Here is a 14,518-nt window from a genome sequence, read left to right as displayed (position 1 = left end):
CCCGTCCCGTTTCCGGGGGACTTTCAGCCCCTCCGGCGTTTGAGGAGCGGGGGTCCAGGGGGGCTCCGCCCCCTGGCGGGGTCTGGGGCGGAGCCCCAGGAACAAGGGACGGGCAGGGGCGGAGGGGGCGAAAAAATCCCCCCGCCCCGGGGGCCCTACTGAAGATGCCACTTCTGGTTGGCAGCCCCCGTGCAGGTCCAGATCTGCGCCCGCGCCCCGTTCGCCGACGAATTCCCGGTCACATCAAGGCACTTGTTGGCCGCCGTATTGACGACATCCCCGGTGGTGGAGTTGTACGTCCACCGCTGGGCCCCCGTCCCGTTGCAGTCGTAGAGCTGAAGCTGCGCCCCATCCGCAGTGGACGCCGATGTCACGTCAAGGCACTTCCCGAGGGCCTGAACCGACCCGTCGGCCTTGACCGTCCAGGCCTGCGCGGTCGACCCGTTGCAGTCGTAGAGCTGCACGGCGGTCCCGTTGGCCGACGAACCCCCGGCCACATCAAGGCACTTGCCCGCAAGCCCCACGAACGCCCCGCTCTGGTCCCCGCCACCGGCCTGCGTCCCCGACCAGGTGAACGTCGCCGAGGTCTTCCCGGGCAGCGAGTAAGTCGCGTGCTGCCCACCCCAGTTGATCGTCACCGTCTTCGCGGTGGACGCGTCGTTGTACGCGATCAGCGCCTTCGACCCGTCCGGGTTGCGCCACGCGACATTGGGCACGGACGTACTCGCCGTGGAGGCGATGCGCTGAGCGCCCGGCTTCACGAACTTCGTGAGGTGCCCCATCGTGTAGTACTCGATGGTGTAGTCGACCTGCCCGCTCTGCGCGTCACCGTTGTGGACGGTGACGAGCCCGGTGCAGGTGCCGCAACCGCCATTGTGCGGCCCCATGTTCTGGTCCACGGCCAGCGACCACTTCGTCACCGACTTCGCCCAGTTCCGGGTGTAGTCGACGATGTTGAGCATGTCCTCACGCTGCTGGTTGGCGATCCAGGTGCCACCGGAGTGCTCGGTTCCGAAGGCGTCGAGCGTGGGGTACTGGTTGTGGACGGTGGTCTGCTTGGTGACGTCACCGCCGTAGCCGTGCCACGCGACCCCGCCGAAGTTCGGATGCGTGCGGACCGCCGCGTCGTCGACCGTCGAGGCGGCGTACGAGTCGTACACGTCCCAGTTCCAGTCATGGGCGAGGACCTTGGTCGACAGCCCCGCCGCCTGGAGCTTCGGCAGCAGCTCGCTCTTCGTGAAGTAGGCGAGCCCGGAGGCGTTCCAGCTCATCGAGGGGTACCCGGAGCAACACGTCGGCTCGTTCTGCACGGTGACGTACGAGACGGGCACACCCTGAGCCTGGTACGCCTGGAGGTACTTCACGAAGTACGAGGCGTACGCCCCGTAGTTCTCCGACTTCAGCCAGCCGCCGTTGAGCGACCCGCTGTCCTTCATCCAGGCGGGCGCCGTCCAGGGCGAGGCCATCACGGTCAGCGCGGGATTGAGCGTGCGCGCCTGCTTGGTCAGCGGCACGACATCCGCCAGGTCGTGTGCGATGGAGAACTGGGCGAGGGCCGGATCCGTCTGCCCTGCCGGCACGTCGTCGTAGGAGTACCCGTACCGCGCGAGGTCCGAGGCGCCCATCGGATTGCGTACGAAAGAGAGCCCGATCCCGTCCGTCGGCGAGAACAGCTTCGTCATCGCGGCGTCCCGCTGGGCCTGCGTCAGCGCCCCGCTGCTGTTCATCAGCCAGGCGGCGGTGTCGGTGAAGGAAGCGCCGCCGCCGGTGAACGTCTGGTACCGGGTGTTCTCGTCCACGGTGATGTTGTCACCGGTTCCGCCACTTCCGGCCGTGAAGGCGAAGGGGGTTTGCGGCTGCAATCCACGGGTGACATGGCGGCCGCCGGTGTCGTCCGTGGTGGTCAGGTAGGCGGTGACCTGCTCGCCCGCCGCGTGGGCGGGAACGGTGCCCACGGCGCCGAGTCCGGCCGTCGTCAGCAGCCCGGCGAGGAGCAGCCGGGCCGTCCGGCCGGTGCGCCGCAGGCTCCTCGGGGATCTTGTCGTGCTTGTTGTGCTCATCGGTCCGCAGCCCTTCTGGGGGTGGGGGATTGGGGCGTGCGAGGCGTGAGTAAATGACGGCTGCGGGCGTGAGTCAAGGGGTCGCGCGTTCAGAGGCTGAAGGAATAACTCCGCTGATCCAGTGGGGTATTGCCCGTGTACCGGTTCTGACGTGAAGTCTTGACGGTTTGCCGGGACGCCAGTTAACTCACGGCGTGATCTAAGTCGTAAGAGTACTGAAGAGCGCTGAAGAGAACGCTGAAGAGCACTGCCGAGTATTCAGAGCACCGAAGAGGGTTTGAAACACGAATCAAGAGGATCAACGAGAGTCGAGGGAAGGTCCATGCGAAGAACCGCCCTGCTCGTTTCCGCCGCCTTGCTCACCGGGCTGCTGCCCCTGGCCTCCGCGTCAGCCGCGGCTCAGGCCGCCGACCCGTCTCCCGTCCCCGTCGACACCTTCGAGGGCGAGGTCCCGTTCGCGAATCCGCCCGCCGAAGGCATCTTCACGTGGGGCGGCGACACCGACGACCCGCCCCAACTGGCCCTGACCGCCCGCGCCGACGCCCCCGAGGGTGCCAAGGTCCTCACGGGCACCTACGACATCAGCGGCTATGGCGGTTACAGTCACGACTTCGCCTCCGGTCAGCCGGCCCATGACTGGTCCGCGCACAAGGGCATCCGCTTCTGGTGGGACGGCCAGAACAACGGCAAGAAGATCCCCTTCGAGATCAAGGACGGCGGCGCGAACGGCGCGGCCTCCGAATTGTGGACGACATCCTTCACGGACGACTTCACCGGCTGGAAACAGATCGAGATCCCCTTCGCCGACTTCGCCTATCGCACGGATTACCAGCCCGTGGGCGGTATCGACCACATCCTCGGCCTCACCGAGATGTGGGGCTACTCCCTCACGCTCCCCGTCGGCCTCAAGGCCCAGTTCGCCATCGACGGCGTGGAGTTGTACGGCACGGCCGACCAGGCACTGCGCGCGAGCGTCAGCACCGACGCCACGGTCTACCCGGTGGAGGAAGGCGACAGGGCCAAGGTCAAGGTCTCCGTCACCACCACCGGTGCCCTCCCGCTCGACGAGCCGGTGACCGTCGCGTACGAGACGGCCGGCGGCACCGCCGACTCCGGCAAGGACTACAAACCCGTCAAGGACTCGATCACCTTCCCCGCGGGTACGGCCTCAGGCGCCTCGCGCACCGTCTCCGTGACCACCGTCAAGGACAGGTCCGGGGAATCCGCCGAGACGATCCCCCTGAAGCTGACGGTCACTGGGGCCAAGCCCCCGGTCGGCACCCCGCAGGTCGTCATCGACGCCCACGGACTCCCGTACCTGGACCCGAGGTTGTCGGTGAAGAAGCGCGTCGCCGACCTCGTCTCCCGGCTGTCCCTGGCGGAGAAGGCCGGTCAGATGACCCAGGCCGAGCGCAACGCGATCAACCCGCAGAGCGACATCGCGACGTACGCCCTCGGCTCGCTCCTCTCCGGCGGCGGCTCCACCCCCACGCCCAACACGCCTGAGGCGTGGGCGAAGATGATCGACTCCTTCCAACTCCAGGCGCAGGCAACGCGGTTCCAGATTCCGCTGATCTACGGCGTGGACGCGGTGCACGGCCACAACAACCTCGTCGGCGCGACGGTCATGCCGCACAACATCGGCATCGGCGCCACCCGTGATCCCCAACTCGCCGAGGAGACCGGCGAGGTGACCGCCGCCGAGGTCCGCGCCACCGGCATTCCGTGGACCTTCGCGCCCTGCCTGTGCGTGACCCGCGACGAACGCTGGGGCCGCAGTTACGAGTCCTTCGGCGAGGACCCGGCCCTCGTCGAGTCCCTGGAGACGATCATCCAGGGCCTCCAGGGCCGCGCCAACGGCAAGGACCTGAGCGACAGCGACAAGGTCCTCGCCACCGCCAAGCACTTCGTCGGCGACGGCGGCACCGAGTACGGCTCGTCCACCACGGGCTCGTACACCATCGACCAGGGCGTCACCAAGGTCACGCAGCAGGAGCTGGAGGCGGTGCACCTGGCGCCGTACCAGGACGCAGTTGACCGCGGCATCGGCTCGGTCATGCCCTCGTACTCGTCGGTCGACATCGTCGGCGACGACGCGGGCCCGGTGAAGATGCACGCCAACGCGGCGCTCATCAACGGGGTGTTGAAGGACGAGATGGACTTCGACGGCTTCGTCATCAGCGACTGGGACGGCATCAACCAGATCCCCGGTGACTACGCCTCCGACGTCCGTACGTCCGTCAACGCGGGCATGGACATGGTCATGGTCCCGTACGCGTACAAGGACTTCCACACCACGCTCATCAGCGAGGTGAACGCGGGCCGGATCAGCGAGGAGCGCGTGGACGACGCCGTATCGCGCATCCTCACGCAGAAGTTCAAGCTGGGCCTCTTCGAGCAGCCGTACGCCGAAACCAGCGGCGCGTCCGACATCGGCTCGCCCGAACACCGCGCCGTGGCCCGCGAGGCGGCGGCGAAGTCGCAGGTCCTCCTCAAGAACGCGGGCAGCGTCCTGCCCCTCAAGAAGTCCCAGAAGGTGTACGTCGCCGGGTCCAACGCCGATGACATCGGCAACCAGACCGGCGGCTGGACCATCACCTGGCAGGGCTCCTCCGGCGAGATCACGGAGGGCACCACCATCCTGGAGGGACTGCAGCAGGCCGGTGGCAACGTCACCTACTCCAAGGACGCGTCGGCCCCGACCGCCGGTTACGACGTGGGTGTGATCGTCGTCGGCGAGACCCCGTACGCCGAGGGCGTCGGCGACGTGGGCAACGGCAACGACCTCGAACTGACCGCAGCCGACAAGGCCGCCGTCGACAAGGTCTGCGCCGCCATCAAGTGCGTGGTCCTGACCGTCTCCGGCCGGCCGCAGCTCATCGGCGACCGGCTCGGTGACATCGACGCCCTCGTCGCCTCCTGGCTGCCGGGCACCGAGGGCTCCGGCGTCGCGGACGTCCTCTACGGCAAGCGTCCCTTCTCCGGCCAACTCCCGGTCACCTGGCCCAAGTCCGAGTCCCAGCTGCCGATCAACGTCGGCGACACGTCGTACGATCCGCAGTTCCCGTACGGCTGGGGCCTCACGACCCTCACCAGGACACCGGAGGGTGGCACGGCGACGCTGCAGGCCCTCGCCCTGGCCGCCAAGGCCGCCGACCGGACAGGCTCGACGAAGGCCGGCCAGACCGCCGTCACCAAGGCCCGCCTCCTGGTCCAGCAGAAAATAGGCACCAACATCACAGCCGCAGTCTCCAAGCCCTTCGCCGACGCCGACCACCTGCTCCTGACAGGCCGGTACGCGGACGCGGTGGCGAAACTGAGGGAGGCGTACCAAGCGGCGTAAGCACGGCCAAACGCCGGACGGGCCTCCAGCCCGCCCGGCGTTTGCCCGCGAGACGTTGCCGTCCCGATCCCCCACCCACCCATGGGGGCGGTGTTTCAGCCCGTCCGGTGTTTGGGGCCGATGCGGTGCCATCCCGATCCCCCACCCACCCGCGGGGGTGGTGTTTCAGTCCGTCCGGTGTTTGGGGCGGATGCGTTGCCGTCCCGATCCCCCACCCACCCATGGGGGCGGTGCTGGAGATCTTTCAGCCCGTCCGGCGTTTGAGGACGAGCGCGTTCAGCGCGACAGCGGGGGTCTGGGGGCGGCAGCCCCCAGAAACAAGGGACGGGCAGGGGCGGAGGGGGCGAAAAACCCACCCCGCCCTACCCCACCGCACAGCCACTCCCAGCCCCCGTCAGGTACCGTCGAAGACATGAGGGCCGCACGCGCAAGAAGGCTCCCCGGACTGCTGAGCGCACTGACGCTCGCCGCCCTGGCACTCCTCACCGCCCAGGCCCCCACGGCCCACGCGGCCACCGACGTAGGCACGGTAGCCGCAGCCCTCCGCGAGTCCCCGGTATACGTGGACCCCGCCGCCTCCGCCCAGCTCTCCACCGCGGACGCCGACACCCTCGCCAAGAAGATCAGGGCCGCGGACAAGCCGGTCTTCGTCGCCGTCCTCCCCGCGGACTTCCCCACCGAGAACCTCTTCCAGAACCTCCGCACCTCCACCGGCATCACCGGCCTGTACGCGATCAGGCTCGGCGACCAGTTCAACGCCCGAGCCGACTCGGCGGTGATGTCCACCACCGCCGTACAGAACCTCGTCACCAGCGTCCAGAACAACGAGAACACCACCACCCAGCTGAACGACTTCGCGGACCGCGCGCTCGCCAACATCGGCGGCGCGGCCCCCGCGAGCTGGGACACCGGCAGTACCGACGGCGGCGGTGTCTCCACCACCGCCCTGATCACGGTCGGCGCGGTGGCGGTACTCGGCGGCGCGGGCGCCTACACGCTCGTACGACGGAACAAGCGCCGCAAGGCGGAGGAGCAGCGGGCAGCCCTCGACAAGCTCCGCGTGGTGGTGGACGAGGACATCACGGCGTTCGGCGAGGAACTGGACCGCCTCGACTTCCACCCCGCGGAGGCGGGCGCGGACGACGCGATGCGCGCGGACTACGAGCGCGCCCTGGACGCGTACGAGCAGGCGAAGTCGTCCATGGCCGCCGCCCAGCACCCGGAGGACGTACGGGCGGTCACCAAGGCCCTGGAGGACGGCCGCTTCTCCCTCGCCGAACTCGCCGCCCGCCGTGAGGGCCGCCCGGTCCCCGAGCGGCGCGCCCCCTGTTTCTTCGATCCGCGGCACGGCCCCTCGGTGGCCGACGCGACCTGGACGCCGGCCGGCGGAGCGACCCGCGAGGTCCCGGTCTGCGCCGCGGACCAGGCCCGCCTGGCGGACGGCGCAGACCCGGCCATCCGCGAGGTGGACACCGAGTACGGCCGCCGCCCCTACTGGGACGCGGGCCCGGCCTACGGCCCCTGGGCGGGCGGCTACTTCGGCGGCGGCCTGCTGCCCGGCCTCCTCGTCGGCACGATGCTCGGCAGCATGATGGCCAGTCCCGCGTACGCGGCCGACTACGGCTCCGGATACGGCGACTTCGGCTCCGCCGGATACGAAGGCGGCGACGTCTCGGGCGCCGACTTCGACTCAGGCGACTTCAGCGGCGGATTCGGCGGTGGAGGAGGCGACTTCGGCGGCGGGGGAGGGGACTTCGGCGGGGGCTTCTGACGAGGCGTCTCCGTCCAGGTCACTTGAACGCGGCGACGTTGCGCCCCGCCCACTCCCCGAACGTACGCCCCGGCCGCCCGAGGATCCTTTCCACATCGGGACTCACCCGCTGCTCCTCGGCCGTGGGCGTGCCAAGGAGCGCCAGCGTGGCGTCAGCGACCGGCTCCGGCATGTACCCCAGCATCTGAGCCCGCGCCTCCGCACGCGTCTGCTCGACGAACCGCACCGGCTCGCCCAGCGCATCCCCGATCGCCGCGACCTGCTGTCGGGGCGAGACGGGCGCAGGCCCGGTCAGTACGTAGGTGCTGCCGCCGTGACCGGACTCCCGCAGGGTGACGGCGGCGACCTCGGCGATGTCGTCCGGGTCGATGGTCGGCAGCGTGACATCGCCGAAGGGTGCGGCGGCCACCCGCCGCGCGCGGACGGTCCCGGCCCACGCGAACGCGTTGGTGTCGAATCCCCCCGGCTGGAGCATGGTCCACTCCAGACCCGACCGCTTGACCTCCTCCTCCAGCTCCGGCGGATGCCGTCGTGTCCCGACGCCCTGCGAGGACAGCAGGACGACGCGTCGGACGCCCCCGGCCCGAGCCGCGTCGAGGACACCACTCAGGTAGCCGGCCCCGCCCGAGAGCAGCTCACCGGAGGTCAGAAGGAAGAGCGACTCTGCTCGGTCGAGCGCCGGCTCAAGGCTTTTCGGATCACTCAGATCCGCGCGAACATGCCGCACCCCCGCCGGCACATCCGGCGCCGCGACCCCGCGCGAGACCGCCGTCACCTGCTCGCCCGCCGCGGCCAGCGCCCGCACCAGCGGCCGCCCGACATTCCCCGTCGCTCCCGTTACCACGATCATGTTCGCTCCCCTGTGACCCGTTCGACCAGCAGTGATCTGCCGGCCTGGCCCCTTGAGGGCCTGATGAGAAGCTACTAGCGGTGGCATAGTAGGTACCTAGAGGAAAGTAATGGGAAGAGGGGGCCATTGTGACCGAAAGCACATGGCGGGCGATGGCGACGGACATGCCGATCGGTCCGGATACCGACCCGGAGGCGGCCTGCCCCATCGCCCCGGTGGTCGACATCGTCTTCAGTCGCTGGACGACCCCGATCCTGTGGTCGCTCAACGAATACGGGCGTCATCGCTTCGTGGAGCTGGAGCGCCGCATTGCGAAGATCACGCCCAAGGTGCTGACCCAGCGCCTGCGCCAGCTGGAACGAGACGGTCTCGTCGTCCGCACCTACCACCCCGAGGTCCCGCCCCGAGTCGAGTACGAGATCAGCCAGTTGGGCCGCAGCCTGGCCCCGCTCTTCGCCACCCTCGCCGACTGGGCCGCCGTCAACCTCGACAAGGTCGAGGACGCCCGCCAGGGCTACGACGCGCGCTGAGTTCATGCGGCCCTTGCCGGGCACTTGGCGGAACCCGTGCCGCCGCCCCACGATGAGAGCGTGACGAGTCTCTACGAACACGCGGGCGGCGACGACGCCCTGCACCGCCTGGAGGAGATCTTCTACGCGAAGGCGCTCGCGGACCCCGTCCTGCGCGAGGTCTTCCCACGCCGCGAACCGCATCACGTCGACCATCTGACCTGGTTCACCGCCGAGTCGTTCGGCGGTCCGGACCGCTTCACTCAGGAACTCGGATTCGCGCACATCATCAAGGTCCACCGGGGCCTGCGGATCACCGACGAACAGCGCGACCGATTCGTACAGGTCTATCTGGAGTCGCTCGACGAGGCGGACCTGCCCGACGACGAACCCTTCCGCGCCGCCGTCCGCTCCCACGTCGAGTTCGGCTCACGCGTCGCCCAGCAGAACTCCCTGGCCGAGACCGACGAAGAACTCCACCCACTCCGCGAAGTCCCGCACTGGGACTGGTAGTTCACCCGGGCAGGCCCCAACTGCTCGCCACCGTGTACGGCACGCGCCCCCGACAATCAGCCGGCGTCCGGCAGAGCCAGCCATTCCTTCCACGACAAGTCCCGTCCGATGAACCGGGGTTGCTCGAAAGGCCAGTCCTCGGCGATCCACCGGGGCACGAGCGAGTCCAGGTCCCGCTCCAGCTCGCTGCCCACGCGCTCGTCAACGACCCACCAGGAGAGCTCGGCATCCGCGCCGGCCTTCTCCGGAGGATCGATGTAGACGCACCCGAACTCCTCGGTACCCGCGTCATTGAGCAGCACGTAGTTGAAGGACTCATGGGCGGTGATCTCGGCCGCGTGCCGCTCCAGGTCCTTCTTGTTCGCCTCGTACGACATGGTCTCGGCGGGCCACCCCCACGCCTCACCGAAGATGGACCACAGCCGCTCGCGCGAACCCATCACGGTCGGGTAGTCGATGTCCGCGTCCGCCCCGCTGATCGGACGCAGGTGATACCCGCCCGGCAACTCGACGCGGAGGGGATGTACGAAGTCACTGGGCAGCCAAGTCATGGGCGGAGGTTAACCGTCACGCCGGGTTGACCGCACCGGGTTATTCCGCGGGACCGAGGAGCCGGAGCCGGTGTTGCCCGTCACGGGGGGACAGGGACCCTGGACACGGCAAAGCGCCCGTCCTCGACGGGCGCTTTGAGGTTGGCGGAGATCCCGGAGATTCCGGAGGCGCCGCCCGCGCAATCAGGCCGCGTTCTTGATCGCCGAGATGTCGAAGACCAGCTTGATCTTGTCGGAGACGAGGACGCCGCCGGTCTCCAGGGCCGCGTTCCAGCTGAGGCCCCACTCGGAGCGGGTGATCTGCGCCTTGCCCTCGAAGCCGACGCGCTGGTTGCCGAACGGGTCGGTGGCGGCGCCGTTGAACTCCAGGTCGATGGTGAGCGGCTTGGTGGTGCCGAGGATCGACAGATCACCGGTGATCCGGTAGTCGTCGCCGCCCAGGGCCTCCGCCTTGGTGGAGCGGAAGGTCATCGTCGGGAACTCGTCCGTCTTGAAGAAGTCGGCGCTCTTCAGGTGACCGTCGCGGTCCGCGGAACCGGTCTCGACGCTCTCCATCTTGACGTCGATCGAGGCGGTCGACTTGGACGGGTCCGAGCCGTCCAGGTGCAGCGTGCCCTCGAAGTCCTTGAAGCTGCCCTTGACGTTGGTCACCATCGCGTGGCGGGCGACGAAACCGATCGTCGTGTGCGCCGGGTCCAGCGTGTAGTCGCCGGTCAGCGCGGCCAGTTCGGGGTTCACCTCGGCAGGGGTCGTGTCCGTGTCGGTGGCGGAGGAGTCGGTCTTGCGGCCGAAGATGCTCATGGTGTGCTCCTTGGGGGGACGGGGCCGCGGTTCCGTCCGGAACCCGCGACGTGAGGTGGTCGAGCGAGGCTGTTTAAGTTTCAACGATGCCAACAAGAGGGAAGGTAGACCTATTCCATTCAAGTTTCAACATCATCCGCTACGTGTTCACGACGTTACGTTGCGTTCCATTGCCGCGCTCCGTAAGTGACGTCCCCGGGGTGTCCCGAGGCGGCCTCCCGGCTACCCGTTCACTCCGGGGATGGCATGTGCTCCTCATGAATGTGAGGTGGCTCTCAGCTGACGAGTTTGTGTGACCTCTACAAGCCGGAGCCCCCCTGAGCAGTCAGATCGCCTGCCTGATGCTGTGGTTCTGTCGAGGGGCACCAGGAAAACGGCCCGGAGACTGTACGGAGTCGACGGCCCCCTTTCCTCGGTGGGCTTCGTAAGGTCGCTACATGACCGTTTTGGATGAGGCCGAATCCTCAGGATCCGCAGGCGCACCCGCAGGCGAACCCACGGACGCGCGCGGGCGCGTGGCCGAGCTGCACGCGATCCGTGCGGAGGCGCTGCGGGGCCCCAGCGAGAAGGCGACCGCCGCACAGCACGCCAAGGGCAAGCTGACGGCGCGGGAGCGCATCGAGCTGCTGGTCGACGCGGGTTCGTTCCAGGAGGTCGAGCAGCTGCGCCGGCACCGGGCGACCGGGTTCGGCCTGGAGGCCAAGAAGCCGTACACGGACGGTGTGATCACCGGCTGGGGCACGGTCGAGGGCCGCACGGTCTTTGTGTACGCCCATGACTTCCGCATCTTCGGCGGCGCGCTGGGCGAGGCCCACGCCACGAAGATCCACAAGATCATGGACATGGCCATCGCCGCCGGGGCGCCGCTGGTCTCCCTCAACGACGGCGCGGGAGCCCGTATCCAGGAGGGCGTGTCCGCGCTCGCCGGATACGGCGGCATCTTCCAGCGCAACACGAGGGCCTCCGGCGTCATCCCGCAGATCAGCGTGATGCTCGGCCCCTGCGCGGGCGGCGCGGCCTACAGCCCCGCCCTCACCGACTTCGTGTTCATGGTCCGCGAGACCTCGCAGATGTTCATCACGGGCCCGGACGTCGTCAAGGCGGTGACGGGCGAGGAGATCACCCAGAACGGCCTGGGCGGCGCCGACGTACACGCCGAGACCTCCGGCGTCGCGCACTTCGCGTACGACGACGAGGAGACCTGCATCGCGGAGGTCCGCTACCTCCTGTCGATGCTGCCGCAGAACAACCGCGAGAACCCGCCGCGCGTCGCGTCCGAGGACCCCGCCGACCGGCGCTCGGACGTTCTGCTCGACCTGGTCCCGGCGGACGGCAACCGTCCGTACGACATGACGAAGGTGATCGAGGAGCTCGTCGACGACGGCGACTACCTTGAGGTGCACGAGCGTTGGGCCCGCAACATCATCTGCGCGATGGCCCGCCTCGACGGCCAGGTCGTCGGCATCGTGGCCAACCAGCCGCAGTCGCTCGCGGGTGTGCTGGACATCGAGGCCTCCGAAAAAGCTGCGCGCTTTGTCCAGATGTGTGACGCTTTTAACATTCCGATCGTCACTCTTCTGGATGTCCCCGGGTTCCTGCCCGGTGTCGACCAGGAGCACGGCGGAATCATTCGGCACGGCGCGAAGCTGTTGTACGCGTACTGCAACGCGACGGTGCCGAGGATCTCGCTGATCCTGCGCAAGGCGTACGGAGGTGCGTACATCGTCATGGACAGCCAGTCCATCGGCGCGGACCTCACGTTCGCCTGGCCGACGAACGAGATCGCCGTGATGGGCGCGGAAGGCGCGGCAAACGTCATCTTCCGCCGCCAGATCGCGGAGGCGGAAGACCCCGAGGCGATGCGCGTGCGCATGGTCAAGGAGTACAAGGCCGAGCTGATGCACCCCTACTACGCGGCCGAGCGGGGCCTTGTCGACGATGTCATCGACCCCGCCGAGACCCGGGAAGTGCTCATCAGGTCCCTCGCGATGCTGCACACCAAGCACGCGGACCTGCCCTCCCGCAAGCACGGCAACCCCCCGCAGTAACCCTGCGGTTCCTCCGCGGCAGCGCCGCGGAAACCTCTCTCACGGAGACTGAACCCATGAACAACTCTGACATCCGCGTCGAGAAGGGCCACGCCGAGCCCGAGGAAGTCGCCGCCATCACGGCCATCCTGGTGGCTCGCGCGGCGGCTGCGCCCGCTTCCGCCACGTCCCACAACGCCGCCCGCCCCAAGGCCGGCTGGCGCCGCCTGGAGCGCGAGCCCGGCTTCCGGGCACCGCACAGCTGGCACGGCTAGCCTCCGGCTTTTCTCGGCGTACGTGAAAGGGCCCCCTCAGCCGAGGGGGCCCTTTCACGTACGGTGGACGCCCCGTGAGGGGCGCGGGGGACTGCGCGACCAGCCACCACGAACCCGCGGTCGGCGACTGGCCCGCAGTCCGGCGGCGCGTTACCGCAGGCGTGCCATCAAGGCGTGCTCCACGAGCGTGATCAGCGCCGACTTGGCGTCCGCGCGGTGGCGGGCGTCCGTTGTGATGATCGGGGCGTCCGGACCGATCTGGAGGGCCTCGCGGACCTCTTCCGGGTTGTATGGCTGGTTGCCGTCGAAGCCGTTGAGGGCGATGACGAACGGGAGACCGGAGTTCTCGAAGTAGTCGACCGCGGGGAAGCAGTCGGCGAGACGCCGGGTGTCCACGAGCACGATCGCGCCGATGGCGCCACGGACCAGGTCGTCCCACATGAACCAGAAACGGTCCTGGCCCGGCGTACCGAAGAGGTACAGGATCAGGTCCTGGTCCAGGGTGATGCGTCCGAAGTCCATGGCGACGGTGGTCGTCGTCTTGTCTCCGGTGTGCGTGAGGTCGTCGATGCCCGCGGACGCGGACGTCATGACGGCCTCGGTACGCAGCGGGTTGATCTCCGAGACGGCCCCGACGAACGTGGTCTTGCCCACGCCGAAGCCGCCCGCCACCACGATCTTCGCGGACGTGGTGGAGCGGGAAGGCCCTCCGCTAGAGCTTGCGAAGTCCACTGAGCACCCTTTCGAGCAAAGTCACGTCTGGCTGACCGCCGGCGTTCTCGTCACCGCCGGGCTGATGGATGGCGACCAGGCCCGCCTCCGCCAAGTCGGCGACGAGAATCCTGGCCACACCGAGAGGGATCGTCAGCAGAGCCGAGATTTCGGCCACCGACTTGATCTCCCGGCAGAGGTTGCAGATCCGCTGATGCTCGGGCAACTGGCCCTGCATCTGGTGCGGTTGTGCGGTGGTGTGCACCAGCGCCTCGATGGCGAGCTGGTAGCGGGGCCTGGTACGGCCGCCCGTCATGGCGTACGGGCGCACCAGAGGGTTGTGCGTGTTCCCGGCCGGTGAGGGCTCGGGGTTACGGCGCTGCGGCTGCACGGGCTGGATGCGCGGCGCCGACGGCTGGTCGTACGGAGAAGGCCCGGGACCCTGGGGTGCGTACGGCTGCTGAGGCCGAGGGGTCGGTGCGGAGGGGAAGTTGTACCGGTTCGGGTTCTGTGAACCGTCACCCTGGCCGCCCTGCCCCTGGCCGGGGCCGTACGACCAGTTGCCCGAAGACGAACCGCCTGGGGGTGTTGCCACTTTCTCCTCCTCCGACTGTGCCGGGCACCCACACTGTGGGACCGCGTCCCGAAACCTTATGGCCTCGGGACACCAAGACGCACCGTCTGTCTGTTAGTTGAGAAGGCTCCCCTGGAGCTCTGCTCGAAGGTCGGGAGTCAGGACCGTACCGGCACGGTCCACCAGAAGCGCCATCTCGTAACCGACGAGGCCGATGTCCGCCTCCGGATGTGCGAGTACCGCGAGGGACGAACCATCGGAAACGGACATGATGAAGAGGAATCCCCGCTCCATCTCCACAACCGTCTGGTTCACGTGGCCACCCTCGAAGATGCGGGAGGCTCCCGCGGTCAACGAGGTCAGACCGGATGCGACGGCCGCCAACTGGTCGGCACGGTCACGGGGAAAGCCTTCGGACATCGCCAGAAGGAGTCCGTCGGCGGAGACCACCACGGTGTGGGACACCCCAGGGGTGTTGTCCACGAAGTTGGTGATCAACCAGTTCAGGTTCTGCGCCGCCTGGCTCATCGGGC

The 14,518-nt window shown here is 68.4% G+C and carries 13 protein-coding genes; 6 read left to right on the top strand and 7 right to left on the bottom strand.

Features of this window, described 5'->3' with window-relative positions:
• Positions 1–155: 155 nt before the first annotated feature.
• Positions 156–2,060 (bottom strand): ricin-type beta-trefoil lectin domain protein, encoded by a 1,905-nt coding sequence (locus ACFVKT_RS15155; RefSeq protein WP_385731427.1) that lies wholly within the window; start codon positions 2,058–2,060, stop codon positions 156–158.
• A 322-nt stretch (positions 2,061–2,382) separates the two neighbouring features.
• Here ACFVKT_RS15155 and ACFVKT_RS15150 point away from each other — a divergent pair, with 322 nt between their 5' ends.
• Both ACFVKT_RS15150 and ACFVKT_RS15145 read left to right on the top strand, forming a co-directional pair.
• Positions 2,383–5,403 (top strand): glycoside hydrolase family 3 N-terminal domain-containing protein, encoded by a 3,021-nt coding sequence (locus tag ACFVKT_RS15150; protein WP_385731425.1) that lies wholly within the window; start codon positions 2,383–2,385, stop codon positions 5,401–5,403.
• A gap of 412 nt (positions 5,404–5,815) precedes the next feature.
• The gene (locus tag ACFVKT_RS15145) at positions 5,816–7,174 is read left to right on the top strand and encodes a hypothetical protein (protein ID WP_385731423.1); all 1,359 of its coding nucleotides are present in this window, start codon (positions 5,816–5,818) and stop codon (positions 7,172–7,174) included.
• Between the two features lie 19 nt (positions 7,175–7,193).
• Here ACFVKT_RS15145 and ACFVKT_RS15140 read toward each other — a convergent pair whose 3' ends face one another.
• Positions 7,194–8,024 (bottom strand): NAD(P)H-binding protein, encoded by an 831-nt coding sequence (locus ACFVKT_RS15140; protein WP_385731421.1) that lies wholly within the window; start codon positions 8,022–8,024, stop codon positions 7,194–7,196.
• Positions 8,025–8,176: 152 nt separating this feature from the next.
• Between ACFVKT_RS15140 and ACFVKT_RS15135 the strand changes: the two genes are divergently transcribed.
• Entirely contained in the window at positions 8,177–8,554 is a 378-nt protein-coding gene (locus ACFVKT_RS15135) for a winged helix-turn-helix transcriptional regulator (protein WP_385732114.1), read from the top strand.
• A gap of 60 nt (positions 8,555–8,614) precedes the next feature.
• The gene (locus tag ACFVKT_RS15130; protein WP_385731420.1) at positions 8,615–9,046 is read left to right on the top strand and encodes a group II truncated hemoglobin; all 432 of its coding nucleotides are present in this window, start codon (positions 8,615–8,617) and stop codon (positions 9,044–9,046) included.
• Positions 9,047–9,102: 56 nt separating this feature from the next.
• On the opposite strand, the gene ACFVKT_RS15125 is transcribed toward ACFVKT_RS15130, so the two are convergent.
• Entirely contained in the window at positions 9,103–9,597 is a 495-nt protein-coding gene (locus ACFVKT_RS15125; protein WP_385731418.1) for an N-acetyltransferase, read from the bottom strand.
• A 183-nt stretch (positions 9,598–9,780) separates the two neighbouring features.
• Positions 9,781–10,398: a YceI family protein gene (locus ACFVKT_RS15120; RefSeq protein ID WP_385731415.1), complete on the bottom strand. Its 618-nt coding sequence runs from the start codon at positions 10,396–10,398 to the stop codon at positions 9,781–9,783.
• 437 nt (positions 10,399–10,835) lie between these two features.
• On the opposite strand from ACFVKT_RS15120, the gene ACFVKT_RS15115 reads away from it, so the two are divergent.
• Positions 10,836–12,446, top strand: coding sequence for an acyl-CoA carboxylase subunit beta (locus ACFVKT_RS15115; protein ID WP_385731413.1), 1,611 nt, complete (start codon positions 10,836–10,838; stop codon positions 12,444–12,446).
• Positions 12,447–12,502: 56 nt separating this feature from the next.
• Positions 12,503–12,700, top strand: a complete 198-nt coding sequence (locus ACFVKT_RS15110) for an acyl-CoA carboxylase subunit epsilon (RefSeq protein ID WP_385731411.1) — start codon at positions 12,503–12,505, stop codon at positions 12,698–12,700.
• A gap of 150 nt (positions 12,701–12,850) precedes the next feature.
• Here ACFVKT_RS15110 and ACFVKT_RS15105 read toward each other — a convergent pair whose 3' ends face one another.
• The 3 genes from ACFVKT_RS15105 to ACFVKT_RS15095 form a co-directional block, all read right to left on the bottom strand.
• A complete protein-coding gene (locus ACFVKT_RS15105) occupies positions 12,851–13,432 on the bottom strand; it encodes an ATP/GTP-binding protein (protein WP_103554950.1) in 582 nt (193 codons plus the stop codon).
• Positions 13,413–14,006, bottom strand: coding sequence for a DUF742 domain-containing protein (locus ACFVKT_RS15100; RefSeq protein ID WP_385731409.1), 594 nt, complete (start codon positions 14,004–14,006; stop codon positions 13,413–13,415). The genes ACFVKT_RS15105 and ACFVKT_RS15100 overlap by 20 nt, the downstream gene beginning before the upstream one ends.
• A 93-nt stretch (positions 14,007–14,099) precedes the next feature.
• Positions 14,100–14,513 carry a roadblock/LC7 domain-containing protein gene (locus ACFVKT_RS15095; protein ID WP_266836330.1) on the bottom strand — a complete coding sequence of 138 codons (414 nt, stop codon included), beginning with the start codon at positions 14,511–14,513 and terminating at the stop codon, positions 14,100–14,102.
• Positions 14,514–14,518: the final 5 nt, after the last annotated feature.

It is taken from the genome of Streptomyces sp. NPDC127595 (assembly GCF_042671685.1).
Taxonomy (GTDB): Bacteria; Actinomycetota; Actinomycetes; order Streptomycetales; family Streptomycetaceae; genus Streptomyces.
This window is presented reverse-complemented; position numbering and strand designations above follow the sequence as displayed.